At 74.4% G+C, this 15385-nt stretch carries 13 protein-coding genes and 2 tRNA genes; 6 read left to right on the forward strand and 9 right to left on the reverse strand.

What is annotated here, in order from left to right; genetic code table 11:
• Window positions 1–20: 20 nt before the first annotated feature.
• Window positions 21–587 carry a glycosyltransferase family 2 protein gene (locus tag ACH9D3_RS04470; RefSeq protein WP_396399502.1) on the forward strand — a complete coding sequence of 189 codons (567 nt, stop codon included), beginning with the start codon at window positions 21–23 and terminating at the stop codon, window positions 585–587.
• Window positions 588–602: 15 nt separating this feature from the next.
• Here the strand turns inward: ACH9D3_RS04470 and ACH9D3_RS04475 are convergent, their stop codons facing one another.
• The 4 genes from ACH9D3_RS04475 to ACH9D3_RS04490 all read right to left on the reverse strand — a co-directional run bounded on the left by ACH9D3_RS04475 (window position 603) and on the right by ACH9D3_RS04490 (window position 4098).
• Complete coding sequence (locus ACH9D3_RS04475) at window positions 603–923, reverse strand: hypothetical protein (RefSeq protein ID WP_396410017.1); 321 nt, start codon at window positions 921–923, stop codon at window positions 603–605.
• Between the two features lie 49 nt (window positions 924–972).
• Window positions 973–1437, reverse strand: a complete 465-nt coding sequence (locus tag ACH9D3_RS04480) for a hypothetical protein (RefSeq protein WP_396399504.1) — start codon at window positions 1435–1437, stop codon at window positions 973–975.
• Between the two features lie 133 nt (window positions 1438–1570).
• Window positions 1571–2554 carry a zinc-binding dehydrogenase gene (locus tag ACH9D3_RS04485; RefSeq protein WP_396410018.1) on the reverse strand — a complete coding sequence of 328 codons (984 nt, stop codon included), beginning with the start codon at window positions 2552–2554 and terminating at the stop codon, window positions 1571–1573.
• Between the two features lie 107 nt (window positions 2555–2661).
• Window positions 2662–4098 (reverse strand): FAD-binding domain-containing protein, encoded by a 1437-nt coding sequence (locus ACH9D3_RS04490; protein WP_396410019.1) that lies wholly within the window; start codon window positions 4096–4098, stop codon window positions 2662–2664.
• Window positions 4099–4194: 96 nt separating this feature from the next.
• On the opposite strand from ACH9D3_RS04490, the gene ACH9D3_RS04495 reads away from it, so the two are divergent.
• A tRNA-Ser gene (locus ACH9D3_RS04495) sits at window positions 4195–4282 on the forward strand.
• Between the two features lie 101 nt (window positions 4283–4383).
• Here ACH9D3_RS04495 and ACH9D3_RS04500 read toward each other — a convergent pair.
• Entirely contained in the window at window positions 4384–6354 is a 1971-nt protein-coding gene (locus ACH9D3_RS04500; protein WP_396410020.1) for an FAD/NAD(P)-binding protein, read from the reverse strand.
• A gap of 58 nt (window positions 6355–6412) precedes the next feature.
• Between ACH9D3_RS04500 and ACH9D3_RS04505 the strand changes: the two genes are divergently transcribed.
• Window positions 6413–8530: a prolyl oligopeptidase family serine peptidase gene (locus ACH9D3_RS04505; protein WP_396410021.1), complete on the forward strand. Its 2118-nt coding sequence runs from the start codon at window positions 6413–6415 to the stop codon at window positions 8528–8530.
• Window positions 8531–8543: 13 nt separating this feature from the next.
• Here ACH9D3_RS04505 and ACH9D3_RS04510 read toward each other — a convergent pair whose 3' ends face one another.
• From ACH9D3_RS04510 to ACH9D3_RS04525, 4 genes are all read right to left on the reverse strand, one after another.
• Entirely contained in the window at window positions 8544–8954 is a 411-nt protein-coding gene (locus ACH9D3_RS04510; protein ID WP_396399509.1) for a phage holin family protein, read from the reverse strand.
• A 32-nt stretch (window positions 8955–8986) separates the two neighbouring features.
• Window positions 8987–10096 (reverse strand): glycosyltransferase, encoded by a 1110-nt coding sequence (locus tag ACH9D3_RS04515; RefSeq protein WP_396410022.1) that lies wholly within the window; start codon window positions 10094–10096, stop codon window positions 8987–8989.
• Between the two features lie 5 nt (window positions 10097–10101).
• Window positions 10102–11025 carry an ATP-grasp fold amidoligase family protein gene (locus ACH9D3_RS04520; RefSeq protein ID WP_396410023.1) on the reverse strand — a complete coding sequence of 308 codons (924 nt, stop codon included), beginning with the start codon at window positions 11023–11025 and terminating at the stop codon, window positions 10102–10104.
• Window positions 11026–11229: 204 nt separating this feature from the next.
• Window positions 11230–11318: transfer RNA gene (locus tag ACH9D3_RS04525), tRNA-Ser, on the reverse strand.
• Window positions 11319–11523: 205 nt separating this feature from the next.
• Between ACH9D3_RS04525 and ACH9D3_RS04530 the strand changes: the two genes are divergently transcribed.
• From ACH9D3_RS04530 to ACH9D3_RS04540, 3 genes are read left to right on the forward strand one after another with little or no spacing between them, the layout of a single operon-like run.
• On the forward strand, window positions 11524–12504 hold the full coding sequence (locus ACH9D3_RS04530; RefSeq protein WP_396410024.1) for a glycosyltransferase: 981 nt from the start codon (window positions 11524–11526) through the stop codon (window positions 12502–12504).
• Window positions 12504–13898 (forward strand): hypothetical protein, encoded by a 1395-nt coding sequence (locus ACH9D3_RS04535; protein WP_396410025.1) that lies wholly within the window; start codon window positions 12504–12506, stop codon window positions 13896–13898. Before ACH9D3_RS04530 ends, ACH9D3_RS04535 begins: the two co-directional genes overlap by 1 nt.
• On the forward strand, window positions 13898–15367 hold the full coding sequence (locus ACH9D3_RS04540) for an MATE family efflux transporter (RefSeq protein ID WP_396410026.1): 1470 nt from the start codon (window positions 13898–13900) through the stop codon (window positions 15365–15367). The genes ACH9D3_RS04535 and ACH9D3_RS04540 overlap by 1 nt, the downstream gene beginning before the upstream one ends.
• The last annotated feature ends 18 nt before the right edge of the window (window positions 15368–15385 follow it).

A 15385-nucleotide genomic window follows, 5' to 3' on the forward strand; every position in this document is an offset into this window, starting at 1 on the left:
GCACACCGAGAGAAGTCGTCATGATCGCCGCGATCATTCCCGCGCACGACGAGGCCGGCCGGGTCGAGCACGCGGTCGCCTCCCTCCACCGCCAGACCCGCCCGCCGGAGCGCATCCTCGTGATGTCGGACGGGTCCACCGACGCCACCGTGGAGGTGGCCCTGGATGCCGGCGCCGAGGTCCTGCTGACCGTCGACAACCGGCACCACAAGGCCGGGGCGCTGAACCAGGCCCTGGGCACCGTCCGGATGGCGCCCGAGGACCTGGTCCTGGTCCTCGACCCGGACGTCCAGCTGCCCCCGGGCTTCCTGGCCCGCGCCCTGTCGGCGCTGCAGGACCGCAACGTGGGAGCCGTCTCCGCCCGGCCCACCGCCGTGGGCGGGGTCGCGGCCCTGGTCCGCTGGCAGGCGCTCGAGGACGTGCACCGCTCGTTCGGCCGCTACTGCGACGAAGGACCGGTGACCGGCCAGGTGCGCCTCGCCCTCGACCTCGAGGCCGTCGGCTGGCGCCTCAGCCCGCCGCTGGAGGCCGAGGAGGACGGGCCCGCCGCGGTCGACGCCGTCCGCCCGGAGCCGGCGGCCGTGTGATCCGCCGGCCGGGTCTCAGGAGCGGGCGGCGCGGCCCACGACCACGGCGGCCGCTCCGGCCAGGACCGTGGTGGTGAGGCACCCGATCGGGATGGGCAGGCAGCACCCGCCCACCGAGACGTTCGTGCCCCGGCGGGTCCGGGTCGAGTAGCCGGGAATGGGGAGCATCCGGAATCCCGAGCGCCGTCCTGCCCGGCCACCGCGGCGGCCGGACAGGTCGTAGCCGGGACCGAAGCGACCGGGCCCCCCGCGGCCGGGGCGTCCGAGGGGCGAGCGGGCCCAGGGGCCGTCGAACTGGTCGTCGGCCGCGCGGTAGTCGTATCCGGAAGCGTTCATGCCGCCCATCAAACCATCAGCAGGCTGTCGGGTCCACCCCCGTCCACGCTCAACCGCGCCGCAGCAGCTCCTCCGCACGCTCCACGTGCTCCCGCACCGCCTCGGCTCGGCGGACGACGGCGTCCAGGCGGTGGGCCGCGGTCTCGTCGTCGGCGCGCATGAACCGGGCCATGGTCAGGGCCTCCGCGGCCTGGGCCATCGCGTTGCCGGCCCGGGAGAGCTCGCGGTGGACGTCGTTGAGGTAGCCGCCCGCCGAGGCCGGGATGTCGTGGCTGCTGCTCGGTGCGGTGCGCTGCGCCGCGGTGCACACGGCCCGCACCTCCGGCAGCAGGTCGGCGAGCGCGTTGGCGGTGGGCACCACGGACTGCGCGAGCGCCTTGTCCGGCAGGCTCTCGAGGATCTGGTGGAAGCGGTCCAGACCCCGGCGGAACCGGTCGTGGGCACGGCGCCAGACGCCCTGCCCGAGCTCGGCCTCGTCACGGCGAGCGGCGCGGTAGTCGCGCAGGAATGCCACGGGCGGTCCTTTCGAGAGGAGACGCTCCATCCTACGGCGAGCGGCCCGGCCCCCCGTGCGCAGGGGCACCGGGCGCACCCGGCACGGCGCGGCCCCGGAGCACCCGCTCCGGGGCCCTGCCGTGCCGGTGCGCTCACGGGACGAGCAGGACCTTGCCGATGTGCGAGCCGGAGTCGAAGTACTCGTGGGCCTGCGCGACCTCCTCGAGGGGGAAGGTGCGGTCGACGATCGATCGGACGGCCCCGGACTCGACGTGCGGCCACACGTGCTCCTGCACGGCCTGCATGATGCGGGTCTTCTCCGCGACGGGACGCGGTCGCAGCGTGGTGCCGATCACGGCGGCCCGCTTGGCCATGAGCCTGCCGAGGTCCAGCTCCCCCGTCCGCCCGCCCTGGGTGGCGATGACCGCGATGCGCCCGCTCGTGGCCAGCGCGTCCAGGTTGCGGCCGAGGTAGGGCCCGCCCACGACGTCGAGGACGATGTCGGCGCCGCGCCCGTCCGTGAGCTCCCGCACGCGCTGGACGAAGTCCTCCTGCCGGTAGTCGACGGTCTCCGCGCCGAGCTCCCGCGCGGCGGCGGCCTTCGCCGGGCTGCCGACGGTGGTGAGCACCCGCAGGCCGAGCGCCCGGCACATCTGGATGGCGTTGCTGCCGATCCCGCCCGTGCCGCCGTGCACCAGGACGGTCTCGCCCTCGCGGGCGGCGGCGGCCATGAAGACGTTGGAGAACACCGTGGCGCACACCTCCGGCAGCCCCGCGGCGGCCACGAGGTCCACGCCGGCGGGGGCGGGCAGGACCTGGCCGGCCGGCACCACGACCTCCTCGGCGTAGCCGCCGGAGTCCAGGAGGGCGACGACGTCGTCCCCGACCGTGAGCCCGGAGTCCGCGGGCACCGCGGCGCCGAGCTCCAGCACCGTGCCCGAGACCTCGAGGCCGAAGATCGTGGACGCCCCCGGAGGGACCGGGTACCTGCCCTCGCGCTGCATGACGTCGGCCCGGTTGACGCCCGCGGCACGGACCCGGATCCGCACGCCCTCGGGCGTGAGCCCGGGAGCGGGCACGTCGACGACGGCGAGCACCTCGGGTCCGCCGGGGGTGGTCTCGGGCACTGCGCGCATGGTGGGGCCTTCCGATCGGGGACGATGTGCGCTCCCATTGTGTCGCGGGGCGCGGACCGGGTCACCCGGCGTCGGCCCGCGGCGGACCGCCGGGCGCCGCGCCCTGCTCAGCGGATCGAGGCGTAGGCGTCCAGGGCCCGCCCGCGGCTCGTCGGCAGGTCCACGACCGGCTCGGGGTAGCCCACCGACGGGCCGAGCAGGCCGGGTTCGTGCGGGTCCACCCCGTCGTCGCCGGCCAGCTCCGGGATCCAGCGCCGGATGTAGCGGGCGTCGGGGTCGAACTTCCGCCCCTGGGTCAGCGGGTTGAAGATCCGGAAGAACGGGCTCGCGTCCGCGCCGGAGCCGGCCACCCACTGCCAGTTCCCCGCGCCGCACGCCGGGTCGGCGTCCACGAGCACGTCCCAGAACCACTGCTCCCCGGCCCGCCAGTCGACCAGGAGGTTCTTGGTCAGCAGGGAGCCGGCGACCATCCGGACCCGGTTGTGCATCCACCCCGTGGCCCGCAGCTGTCGCATGCCGGCGTCCACGAGCGGGAAGCCGGTGCGGCCCTCCTGCCAGGCCAGGAGGTCACCGGCGGCCTCGTCCGGGCCCCGCCACGGGAACGCGTCGAAGGCGGGGCGGACGTGGCGAAGGTGCAGGTCCGGCAGCTGGTGGAGCAGGTGCCAGTTGAACTCCCGCCACCCCAGCTCGGCCAGGAACTTCTCCAGCCCCGGGCTGCTCCCCTGCTCGGACCGGTGCCGGACGGCCGCGTCCCACACCGCGAACGGGCTGATCTCGCCCCACCGCAGGTGCGGGGAGAGCCGGCTCGTGCTGTCCCGGTCGGGCCGGTCGTGGCCCTCGTCGTAGTCCTCGACGCGGTCGAGGAAGTCGTCGAGCCGCTCCCACGCGGCCGCCTCCCCGGGGGTCCACGTCGCATCCAGACCGGCGGCGGTCCCCGCCGGCGGCAACAGGGTCCAGTCGTCCTCGTCCTCGGTGCCGGCGGCCGCCGCGACCTCTGCTGCCGCCCCCCGGCCGGTGTCCGGGACGGGCAGCGGCTGGCGGATCTCCAGTGCCCGGAGCGCCTTCCAGAACGGGGTGAACACCTTGTACGGGCCGCCCGCCCCCGTGCGCAGGGCCCACGGCTCGTGCAGCAGGGCGGCCTGGAACGAGTGCGCCTCCACCCCGTGCTCGGCGCACCACTGCTTCACCCCGGCGTCCACGGCGAGCTCGGGCCCGCCGTAGCGGCGGTTCCACGTGATCCCGCCCGCGCCCGTGCGCCCGAGGACCTCGGGCAGCACGTCCTCCGCGGCGCCGCGGCGCAGCACGAGGGGGATCCCCAGCTCGCCGAGCGTGTCCCGCAGGGACCGCAGCGACCCGTGCAGCCACCACTTCGTGGCCGTCCCGAGGGGCCGGACCCCCTCGGACTCCTGGTCCAGGACGTAGAGGGCCAGCACCGCACCCCGCCGGCACGCGGCCTCGAGGGCGGGGTGGTCCGTGACGCGCAGGTCGTCGCGGAACCACACGATCGTCGTCGTCCCGCGGGCGGGATCCTCCGGTGCGCTCACGACCCCACCCTAGCCGGGGCTTTGGCGGGGCTCCCGGCGCCGTGGAAGAATGGACGCGCGCTCGTCCGGCCGTGCCGCGGTCCGGGACGAGCACCGGGAAGGTTGTCCGAGCGGCCGAAGGAGCCGGTCTTGAAAACCGGTGTGCGGTGACCCCGTGCCAAGGGTTCGAATCCCTTACCTTCCGCGCTCACGAGGCCCCCGCCGGTCCGCCCGGCGGGGGCCTGCCCGTGTCCCCGGTGCGGACGCCGGGACGGCTGGGCGGGCCGGAGGACGCCGGGCCGGGGCTCAGGAGGCGGCGGGGCGGGGACGCGGTTCCAGCACCGCCTCGGCGATCCGGTCCGCGTCCGCCAGGGTCCGGGCGCCCAGCTCCGCGGAGGAGCCCGCCTCCGCGGCGATCGCCACGCCCCACTGGACGGCCGAGAGCTGCAGGCCCAGCACGTGCACGCCGGGCTCCACGCCGCCGTCGACGCGCACGGCCCGGTACGGTGGCCGGCTCACGTCGAGGCCGCCGCCGGGCACGGTCGCCACACCGTCACGGGTCTGCATCGCCCGGACCCGCACGAGGCCCTCCCGGTGCATCGCGGACAGGAGCGGGGAGATGTTGCGCCGGACGTCGTTGGGCGGGGACATGGCCTCCACGAGGTGCTCGGCGCGGAAGGGCTCGTCCTTGACCCAGGGGGAGCTCGCCACGAACCGGCCCTCCTCCTCGTCCACGAGGAACTGCGGGTCCGGGCCCAGGAAGCGCACGACGCCCGCGCGCGCCAGGGCCGCGAGCTGCTGGTTCCGCAGCACGGGCGGGCCCGAGGCGAGCCCCTCCACGAAGGGCTCGAACGTGCGCCGCAGCTCGTCGGTCCAGGAGGCGTCGCTGATCCCGACGTCCACGAGCACGGCCTTGAGTACGGTGCGTGCGGCGTTGAGCGAGGCGATCGCCATCTGCAGCGGGTCGCCCTCGCCGGCCAGCGCGCCGTGCACGTCCCGGTCCAGGTGGTGCACCACCGCCGCCGCGTACTCGTCGTGCGAGGCGAAGCTGAGCCCCTCGAACGGTCGGGCGAGCCGGATGGAGTTGAGCTGCCGGCCCGGGACCACCGCGGACGCGATGAGGCGTTCGGCCCGGGAGGTCCACGGCCCCTCGGGGTGGTCGTCCCCGGAGCTCAGCACGGCGTCGAAGCGGTCCAGGAACTCCCGGGGGTCGGTCTCGAAGGCGTCCGGGGCGGTCCGGGCCAGGACGGTGTAGTAGTTCCACTGGGCGTCCTTGCGGATCAGCGGATAGAGGTCCGTCCCGAAGGACAGCGGCCCCTCCGACCTCGCCGCGAGCGCGCGCACGGCGTCGAGCGTGAAAAAGCGGGTGACGAGGGAGGACGCGTAGTAGCCCTCGAGCACCGCCTTGGAGCGGTACGGGGCGCCGCGGCGGGAGCCCGCGACGATGACGGGCTCCCGCCCGGAGGGGTGGTAGACGAAGCGCTCCCCCTCCTGCGTGTAGATCCCGCCGCGGCCCTCGGTGACCTGGGCGAGGACGTCGCAGAAGTTCAGGCCCATGCCGCGCACCAGCACGGTGCGCCCGGCGGGCAGGTCCTCCCAGCGGACGTCGGCGGGCACGGCGGGCGGCCAGTAGGTCAGCCCGAACTCGGCGGCGCCGTCCACGAGCTCCCGCTGGTCGGGGCGCAGGTCGGCGTCGAGGTGGCCGAGGGCGAGCACCACGGCGTCGGCGGGAAGGTTCTGCCCGCCGCTGATCTCCACGTCGTAGCGGTGCCGGGCGTGCTCGCGCACGTGCACGCCCACGGCCTCGGCCCGGTGCACGGCCAGCTGCACGGAGTCCGGGAGGGCGTCCCGCAGCGTGCGGAAGACCCAGTCGAGGTAGACGCCGTACATCCGCCGGGAGGGATAGGACGCGGGGGTCATCCGGGTCAGGTGGGCGGCGTCGTCGGGATCCAGGGCGATCGACCCCGCCACGGCGGCGAGCCGCCAGTGCTCGAAGCTCATGTTCCGCAGCGGCCCGAGGGGGTCCACGGGCAGCACGCCGTCGTCGGCGACCACCGTGGGGAACAGCGAGGGCGTGTTCATGAGGTACAGCGGGGACTGGTTCGTCCGCCACACGTGCCCGGGCCCGGGCGGAAAGGGGTCGACGACGTCGATGCGCACCCGGGTGCCCGAGACCGCCGCGCGGGCCGCGAGCCGCTCCAGCACCGACAGCCCGCGCGGACCCGCCCCGACCACCACGACCCGCCGTTCGGTTCCTGTCCTGCCCGCTGCGCTCATGCCCAACAGGGTATCGACCCGTGCGCCGGGGCACGGGGCTGCGCCTACGATGGCGGTCATGACCGAGACCACGCAGACCTCCGCCGGACCGACCGCCGAGGAGCCGCACGACGAGCACCTGTGGCTCGAGGAGATCACGGGCGCCGCCCCGCTGGAGTGGGTGGCCCGGCAGAACGCTCGCACCCTGGGGGAGCTCGAGAGCCCCCGGCTGCGCCGGCTCGAGGCCGACGTGCTCGCGGTGCTGGACTCGACGGACCGGATCCCCATGGTCTCCAAGCACGGGCCGCACTACTACAACTTCTGGCGCGACGCCGCGCACCCGCGCGGCGTCTTCCGCCGCACCACGTGGGAGTCCTGGCTGAGCGACGACCCGCAGTGGGAGGTCCTGCTCGACGTCGACGCGCTGGCCGCCGAGGAGGGCGTGGAGTGGGTCTGGGGCGGCGCCCGGCTGCTGCGCCCGCAGTACAGCGGCGGGCGGCACCGACGGGCGCTGTTCAGCCTCTCCCCCGACGGCGGCGACGCGAAGCGGGTGCGCGAGTTCGACCTCGACGAGCGGCGGTTCGTGCCCGGCGGCTTCGACCTCCCCACGGCCAAGTCGACCGTGACGTGGCTGGACGCCGACACCCTGCACGTGGGCACCGACTTCGGCCCCGGCACGATGACCACCTCGTCCTATCCCCGCACGGTCCGCGTCCTGCGCCGCGGGCAGGAGCTCTCCGGGGCCCGGCAGGTCTTCGAGGTGGACGAGGACCACGTGCAGGCCGTGCTCGTGCGCGACCACACGCCGGGGTTCGTCCGCGACGTCGCCGTGGACGTGGTGGACTTCTTCGCCTCCCGCACCTACCTGGTGCGGGAGGACGGGCTCGTGCACGTCGACGTCCCGGACTCGGTGACGGTCGACCTGCACCGGCAGTGGCTGCTGCTGCGCCCGCAGGAGGAGCTGGAGCTGGACGGGACCGTCCACCCCGCGGGCTCCCTGCTGGCCGCGGAGCTCGAGGCGTTCCTGGCCGGGGACCGGTCCGTGGCCGCGGTGTTCGTCCCGGACGCGCACACCTCCCTGCAGTCCTGGTCCTGGACGGCCGACCGGCTGATCCTCAACCTGCTGCGGGACGTCTCCTCGCTCGTGCGGGTGGCGGAGCCGGGCCCGTGGACCTCGTCCGCGCTCCCCGGCGCGCCGGCGCTGCACAGCGTGGACGCCTACGCCGTCGACGACGAGGACCCGGAGGCGGGCAACGACTACTGGCTCGTGGCCACCGGCTTCCTCACCCCCACCACCGTGTCCCGCGGCACCGTCCCGGTCGACGGCGGGACGGCGGCCCCGCCGTCCGTGGCACGGACGGCGCCGGCGTTCTTCGACGCCGCGGGAATCACCGTCGAGCAGCACTTCGCGGTCTCGGCGGACGGCACCCGGGTCCCCTACTTCCAGGTGGGCCCGGCAGACCTCGTGGCGGACGGCGAGAACCCGACCCTGCTCTCCGGCTACGGGGGCTTCGAGGTCTCCCGGACCCCCGCCTACTCCGGTGCCCTCGGCCGGTCCTGGCTGACCCGCACCGACAACGCCGGGCGGTCCGGGGTCTACGTCCTGGCCAACATCCGCGGCGGCGGGGAGTACGGTCCGGCGTGGCACCGAGCGGCGCTGCAGGGGAACCGGCACCGGGCGTACGAGGACTTCGCGGCCGTCGCCGCGGACCTGCAGGCCCGCGGGGTGTGCTCCCGGGGAACGCTCGCGTGCTCGGGCGGCTCCAACGGCGGGCTGCTCGTGGGCAACATGCTCACCCGGTACCCGGAGCTGTTCGGCGCCGTCTCGTGCGGTGTGCCGCTGCTGGACATGCGCCGGTACACGAAGCTGTCCGCCGGCTCCTCCTGGATCGCGGAGTACGGAGACCCGGACGACCCCGAGCAGTGGGAGTCCGTGCGCACGTTCTCGCCGTACCACCTGCTGCGCGAGGGGCAGGACTACCCTCCGGTCCTGTTCTGGACCGCCACGAGCGACGACCGCGTGGGTCCCGTCCAGGCGCGCAAGGCGGCGGCGCGGATGCTGGGCATGGGCTACGAGGACGTGTGGTTCTACGAGGCGACCGAGGGCGGGCACGCCGGCGCGGGCGACAACAAGCAGGCGGCGCGGCTGCACGCGCTCTCCCACGAGTTCCTCTGGAGGGCGCTGCACCGGGGCTGAGCCCCGGCGCGGTTCAGCGCTTCTCGCGCTCGGGCACGACCCAGCCCATCACGAGGGAGACCACCCCGATGATCAGGGTGGCGAGCACCGCCGTCCAGAGGAACGAGTCGATCTCGAGCCGCAGGGGCGTGAAGGAGCTCAGCCACGAGGTCAGCCACAGCATCGCCGCGTTGACGACGATCGCGAACAGCCCGAGGGTCAGGCAGGTGATCGGCAGGGACAGGAGCGACAGGACGGGCCGCACGACCGCGTTCACCACGCCGAAGACCAGGCCGACGAACAGGTACGCGAGGACCGCCGCCGCGGTCGGGCCCCCCACGGCGGAGACGACGGACGCGTCCGCCGCGATGCCCATCCCGGGCAGGATCCAGGCGGCCACCCAGATGGCGAGCGCGTTGACGAGGACACGGAGCAGGAACGACATGCTCCCATCCTGTCAGGCTCGGCGGGTCCCGGTCAGGAGCGCCGGCGGCGGGTGCCGGGCCGCGCGGCCACGGACCGGTACAGCCGGTCGAGGTCCGCCGCGACCCGCTCGGCCCCGTACGTGCACCGGACCTCCCGCGCCATCTCCTGCGGCGTCAGCAGGCCGTGCCCGCGCGCGACGTCGAGCACGGCGCGGCCGAAGGCCTCCGGGGTGCGCTCGGCCACGAGCCGGCCGTTGCCCGGGTGGACGAAGTCCCGCTGCCCGCCCACGGCACCCATGACCACGGGCCGGCCCGCGGCGAGCGCCTCGGCGGCGGCCACGCAGAACGTCTCCGAGCGGCTCGGGAGCAGGAACGCGTCGGCGGCGGCCAGCCGCCGCCGGACCTCCTCGGCGCACACGCTCCCCAGAAGGTCCACCCGGTCCGTCAGGCCCAGCTCGCGCACCCGGGCCCGGACCTCCCCCTCGAGCTCACCGGCACCGCACCAGGTGAGCCGGACGTCGTGCCCGGCCGCGCACAGCCAGGCCACCGTGTCGACCGCCAGGAGGGGGTCCTTGAGCTCGCGCAGCGCGCCGACGGAGACGAGCTCGAGGGTCCGCCCGCGCGGAGGCTCCGTGACCCGCTCGGCGTGCTCGACCACGTTGCCGATCCGCTCCACCCGGGAGGCCGGGGCGAACCGCCGCAGCACCTCGCACATGACGGAGCTGACGCCGGTGGTCCGGTCGGGCAGGCGCAGGATCCGGCGGCTCCAGGCCAGGCGCCGCCACACCGGCCCGTTCTGCTCGGGGGTGAGCACCCCGTTCCAGTGCTCCGTGTGCACCCAGGGGCGCCGGAGCCCGAAGGGGATGCCGGCCAGGGCGGCGGAGAAGGCCATGGTGTGCACCACGTCGGCGCCGGGCAGGAACCGGCCGATCCGGCGGTGGGCCCGCAGCACCGTCGCCGGGCGCAGGGGGTGCAGCGGGAGGCGGACCACGGGGACCCCCTCCCAGGACTCCTGGACGCAGGGCCCGGTGCGCAGCAGCCGCAGGTGCAGCACACGGACGTCGTGGTGGCGGGCGATCGCCCGCACGTGCCGGGCGACGAACGGCGTCTCCCCGGGCCGCTCCGCGGACGGGTACCACGTGGTGAGGACGAGTACGCGCACGCCGATCAGCCCCGTCCCCGGCGCCCGAGCGCGGGGAGCTCCCACTGCCGCCCCAGCTCGAGGTCGAACTCCGGGGGGTCGAACGGCGGCAGCCCGCCTCCGGGGGTGGGGGTCAGCTCGCCGAACCAGACGGTCCCGTCGGCGTCGTAGAGGTCCACCCGGATGAAGTCGTAGGCCGCTCCGATCCGCTCGGCGAGTTCCACCATCCGCCCCAGCGTGGGCGGCGGCGGGACCGCGGCCGCCAGGTCCATGCCCGTGAGCCGGACGTCGAGCGGCGCCCAGTCCCGGGTGTAGAAGCGTCGCTGCACCTTCGCGACGCGCGGGGTGTCGACCTGCACCACGTGCACCCGGCCGCCGAAGACGAAGAAGCGGTAGTCGTCCGGTGAGGCGCCGTCCCGGGTCGGGATGCGCTGCTCGAGGAGGAAGCCCGGCCGGGATCGGCTGTAGTGCCACTCCCCGTAGATCCTGTGGGCGTCGTCGGCCCGCCAGCGCCCCACCTCGTCCAGGTCGGTCCCGCTGCCGCGCAGGCTCCCGGACCCGAAGAGCGCGTACCCGGAACCGGTCACGGGCTTGAGCACCCACTCGCACCCCCAGTCGTGGTCCTGGACGGCGCGCAGGTCCTCCCCGTGCCACAGCGTGCGGGGGATCCCGAGGTCGAGTCCCAGCCCGGCCACGTACTCCTTCATGGCGATCTTGTCCCCGCCCACCGCGATGATGTCCCGCCGGTCGTGCAGGATCCGCCACTGGACCTTCTCCGAGAACGTCCGCGGCCGCCGGGGGAAGAAGCGGTGGTGGCGGTAGAGGAAGAACGCCTGCCGGCGCACCGGCAGCGGGATCAGGCTGACGGCGTTCCGGGCCAGCCCGGGCAGCGGCCCGTCCCGGACGATCCACGGGTTCCTGGTGAAATCCGGCACTTTCTTCGCAGCCACGGGGACGGTCTCTGCTTCCTGGCGGGGGGACGGTCCGGTCCAGGCTACCCGCATCCGGCGGCCGGCGGGCCGGTGGCGACGCCGGATCCCCTCCTGCGGCAGGTTCCGCGGATCCGGCGGGGGCTCCTGCGGGTCCGGCGGGACCGGGGGCGCGAACGACGATGCGGGACCCCGGCGCACCGGGGTCCCGCATCCTGAGGAACGCGGAGACGGGGGGATTTGAACCCCCGGTCGGGTTTAACCCCGACCCTTCATTAGCAGTGAAGTCCATTCGGCCGCTCTGGCACGTCTCCTCGGCCGCCCGGCACCGTTCCCGGTTCCGGACAACACAGGCCAGCTTAACGGCAGGACGCGCGGCGGGTCAAAGCCGACGGCGGCGCGGGGCCACTCCCCCGGCGGATCCTGCACCCCCGCCGCGGGCGCCACCCGTTTGGGCCAGGCTCCGGCACCGGCAATAATGGGCGAGGCCCCGCCCCGGAACTCCAGAATCGAGCACCCATGCCATCCGCCCCGCGCATCGTGGCCGTCGTGCCGTGCCACAACGAGGAGGCGGCGATCGCCAAGGTGGTCACCGACCTGCGCACCACCGTGCCGGGCATCGAGGTGTTCGTCTACGACAACTGCTCGACCGACGACACCGCCGGGGTCGCCGCCCGCGCCGGGGCCCACGTGCGGCGCGAGGAGGAGAAGGGCAAGGGCAACGTGGTGCGGCGGGCCTTCGCGGACCTGGATGCCGACGTCTACCTCCTCATCGACGGCGACGACACCTACGACGTCGCCGACGCCCCCGCCATGATCGAGACCCTGCTGTCCGGGCCCTACGACCACGTGCTGGGCGTCCGCCGGCAGGCCTCCGACACCGCGTACCGCTCCGGCCACGAGTCCGGCAACAGGTTCTTCAACTCCCTGGTCAGCTTCGCCTTCCGCCGCCAGGTCAACGACATGCTCAGCGGCTACCGGGTCTTCTCCCGCCGCTTCGTCAAGTCCTTCCCGGCGCTCTCCCGCGAGTTCGAGATCGAGACGGAGCTGACCGTCCACGCCGTCAACGCCCGTGTGCCGCAGACCGAGCTGGAGGTCGGGTTCCGCGACCGTGCGGCGGGCACCGAGAGCAAGCTGCGGACCTACCACGACGGCTTCCGGATCCTCGGCATCTTCGGTCAGCTGCTCTTCCACGAGCGCCCCTTCCTGGTCACGGGACTGCTCTCCGGGCTGTTCTTCCTGCTGGGCCTGGGCTTCGGCCTGCCCGTGGTCGTCGAGTTCGCGGGCACCGGGCTCGTCCCCCGCTTCCCGACCGCGTTCCTCGCCGCGGCCCTCGTGCTGCTCGCGGGCGTGTTCCTGCTGATGGGTGTCCTGCTGCAGGGACAGGCGAAGATCCGCCGTGAGGCCGCCCGGCTGTTCTACCTCCAGTTCCCCGCGCCGGCGGCCGGGAGCACCGGCTCCGCCCCGCGCCACGACAGTCCCCGCACGGGAGCCCTGTGATGACGGGCTCGACCGCGCCGGCGCGCCGCCGTCCCTCGTGGCGTCCGTGGGCCGCCGGGCTCGGGCTGCTGCTGGGGCTGCAGTTCGTGTTCTTCGGCCTGCTCGTCGCCGCCCAGGCGGTGCCCGACCGGCCGATCGTGCAGAACCTCCTGTCCTCCGTCGAGGCCGGGACCTACGGGCCGAACTCGGTGCCCGACCGGATGGGCGGGGTCGCGGACACCTTCACCGAGTGCGTGCTGGTCGGGACCGGCCTCGGCGCCGCCCCCGACGAGTCCGCCTTCAGCCGCGCCGTGCGCATGCCCCGGATCGCCAGCTGCGCGGGCGGCGAGGCCGACCTGCGGGCCCTGGCGGGCGACAGCGCCGTCGCCGCGGAGGAGCTCCCGATCGACGGCAACTACTTCCGGTACTGGGCCGGCTACACGCTCCTGACCCGACCGGTGCTGGCGCTCTTCGGGCTGGAGGGCCTGCGCATCGTCTCCGGCACGCTGATGGTGGCGTCCCTCGCCGGAGCCTTCCTGGCCGTCCGGGCCCGCACGTCGGTCCCCGTGGCCCTGGCCCTCACGCTGCCGTTCCTCGTCGGCACCAACATGCTCTCGACGCCCTCGACGTCGTTCAGCCACTCCCTGTCCATCGCGGCCGCCTTCCTGTCGGTGCTCCTCACGGCGGCCGGTGCCGGGCGCTCCACGCGGATGGGGCTGTTCGGGGCGGCGCTCGGCGCCGCGGTCTTCTGCTACGTCGACCTGCTCACCACACCGGCGGTGCCCTGGATCATGTCCGCCTTCGTGCTGGGCGCCGCCGTCTGGTGCCGCACCCGCCGCACGGTGCAGGCCCTCGGGGCGACGGTCACCGCCGGCGTGGTCTGGGTGGCGGCCTTCGCGGTCACGTGGGTCTCACGATGGGTGTTCGCCGTCGTGTTCCTGGGCCTGGACGAGACCCTGTCGGTGGTCCGGGGGAAGGTCGCGGAACGGACGGGCGGCGAGTGGGACGGGGTGTCGGACGTCTTCGGCGCCGGGGTGCGCAGCAACGTCGAGTACTGGTGGAACACCGTCCCGACGTCCTCTCTGGTCCTCCTGGGCTGCACGGTGGCCGCCCTGGTGGGCCTGGGCCTCGCCGTGGCCCGGGGCGGTCCCGGACGGCTGGTCGTCGCAGCGGTGCTCGGCGCCCCCGCACTGGTGGTGCCCGTCTGGTACATCGTCCTGAGCAACCACTCCCAGATCCACGAGTTCTTCGTCAACCGCAACGTCCCGGCGGCACTCGCCGTGGCCACAGCGGCGGCCCTGGTCGCCGCCGCCCGGCCGCGCACGGCGGACGCGTCCCCGGAGGCTCGCTCGGGTCCGGCCTCCGGCACGGCCGCGCGGAGCGCGGCCGTCGAAGACAGCTCCCCGGCCGGCTGATGTCCCGGCTGCGCGCCGTCCTGTTCCCCCCGCCCAACCACGGGAGCACGGACCACTCCCTGGGCTCCTCGTTCGGGCTCACCGTGGTCGCGGTCTTCGTCCAGGGGCTCTCGCGCTTCGGCTACAGCATCCTCGTGGGACGGCTCCTGGGCAAGGAGGCCCTCGGCGAGGTCAACCTGGTGATCTCCCTGGCCGTGTTCCTCGTCCTGCTCTGGCCCCAGGCCTCGGGCACCGCGGCGGCCAAGTTCGTCGCCATGGCCCGCGGGCGGCAGGACCGGGAGGGGCAGCTGGCGGCCGCCTCGTTCACCGCCCTGAGCGCCGCGGTCGGCGCGGCGGTCCTGGGCGCCTCCGGCGCCGCCTTCACCGCCTTCGTCCTGGACCTGTCCTGGGGCTACGCCGTCTCGGCCGGCCTGCTGGTCCTGTCCCTGTCGGCGTACAACTACACGCGGGGCCTGCGCGCGGGCAACAACCACTTCGTGACGACGGCCGCGTGGGACTGCATCAGCTCGTTCGTCACCCTGTCGCTCCTGCTGCTCGTCCTGCTGGCGGGCTGGCACTGGGTCCTGCTCCTGCCGCTGATCACCGGCTACGCCGTCTTCGCCCTGCCCGCCTGGCGGCGCCGGTCCGGCACCCGCCTCGACCCGGGAGTGCGCCGGGAGATCCTGGTGTTCACCGTCTGGGGATCGGCGCACCTGCTGGCGGCCAGCGGACTGCTCCACCTGTCGGTGGTCATCGGGCGGACCTACGACTCCGAGGAGGCCCTCGGGCTGTACGCCGCGGCCGTGTCCCTGGCCACCCCCGCCAGCATGCTCTCCGGCGCGATGATGACGGCCCTGTCCCCCAGCGTGGCCCGGATGTTCGCCGCCGGGCACACCCGCGAGCTGTCCCGCCAGGTGGACACCATCCTGCGCACCATGGTGACCGTGTTCCTGCCCGTGTTCGGCGTGGGCATCCTGTGGGCCGAGCCCGTGCTGCGGGTGATCTACGGCCGGGACTTCATGGCGGCCGAGCCGCTGCTCGTCCTCCTGTTCTTCGCCGTGTCCGCCACGAGCTTCAACGCCGCGAACGCCCGTCTCAACGGCACCGAGGCCTGGGGCATCAAGGTCCTCGCCGCGTCCAACGGCGTTGGGCTCGTCCTCGGGATCGCCACCATCCTGCTGCTGGGCCCCGAGCACGGCATCCTCGCCTCGGCGGTCGGGTACCTCGTCGGCTCGCTCGTCAGCGCCCTGCTGCCGATGCTCTTCGTGTGGCGGCTGGACCGGCTCCGGTGGGGCGGGGTCCTGCTGCGGATCCTCGCCGGCTACGCCATGGTCCTGGGCGGCTGGGTGCTGCTGGGCGACGAGTTCCGGCTGCTGCCCGCAGTGGGCGTGACGGCGGTCTTCCTCTCGGTCTGGCTGCTGCTCAGCGCCCGCGACCTCCGCCCGGTGTCCCGCGCCGTCGCCGCGCGCCTGGGACGCACCCGCGGCTGAGCCCCGGGGGGTGGGGAC

Source organism: Kocuria kalidii, assembly GCF_044462225.1.
Classification (GTDB): domain Bacteria; phylum Actinomycetota; class Actinomycetes; order Actinomycetales; family Micrococcaceae; genus Kocuria; species Kocuria kalidii.

Coding starts and splice junctions, on each gene's coding strand:
- ACH9D3_RS04470 (WP_396399502.1), top strand. CDS start 21: ATGATCGCCGCGATCATTCCCGCGCACGACGAGGCCGGCCGGGTCGAG.
- ACH9D3_RS04475 (WP_396410017.1), bottom strand. CDS start 923: ATGAACGCTTCCGGATACGACTACCGCGCGGCCGACGACCAGTTCGAC.
- ACH9D3_RS04485 (WP_396410018.1), bottom strand. CDS start 2,554: ATGCGCGCAGTGCCCGAGACCACCCCCGGCGGACCCGAGGTGCTCGCC.
- ACH9D3_RS04500 (WP_396410020.1), bottom strand. CDS start 6,354: ATGAGCGCAGCGGGCAGGACAGGAACCGAACGGCGGGTCGTGGTGGTC.
- ACH9D3_RS04505 (WP_396410021.1), top strand. CDS start 6,413: ATGACCGAGACCACGCAGACCTCCGCCGGACCGACCGCCGAGGAGCCG.
- ACH9D3_RS04510 (WP_396399509.1), bottom strand. CDS start 8,954: ATGTCGTTCCTGCTCCGTGTCCTCGTCAACGCGCTCGCCATCTGGGTG.
- ACH9D3_RS04530 (WP_396410024.1), top strand. CDS start 11,524: ATGCCATCCGCCCCGCGCATCGTGGCCGTCGTGCCGTGCCACAACGAG.
- ACH9D3_RS04535 (WP_396410025.1), top strand. CDS start 12,504: ATGACGGGCTCGACCGCGCCGGCGCGCCGCCGTCCCTCGTGGCGTCCG.
- ACH9D3_RS04540 (WP_396410026.1), top strand. CDS start 13,898: ATGTCCCGGCTGCGCGCCGTCCTGTTCCCCCCGCCCAACCACGGGAGC.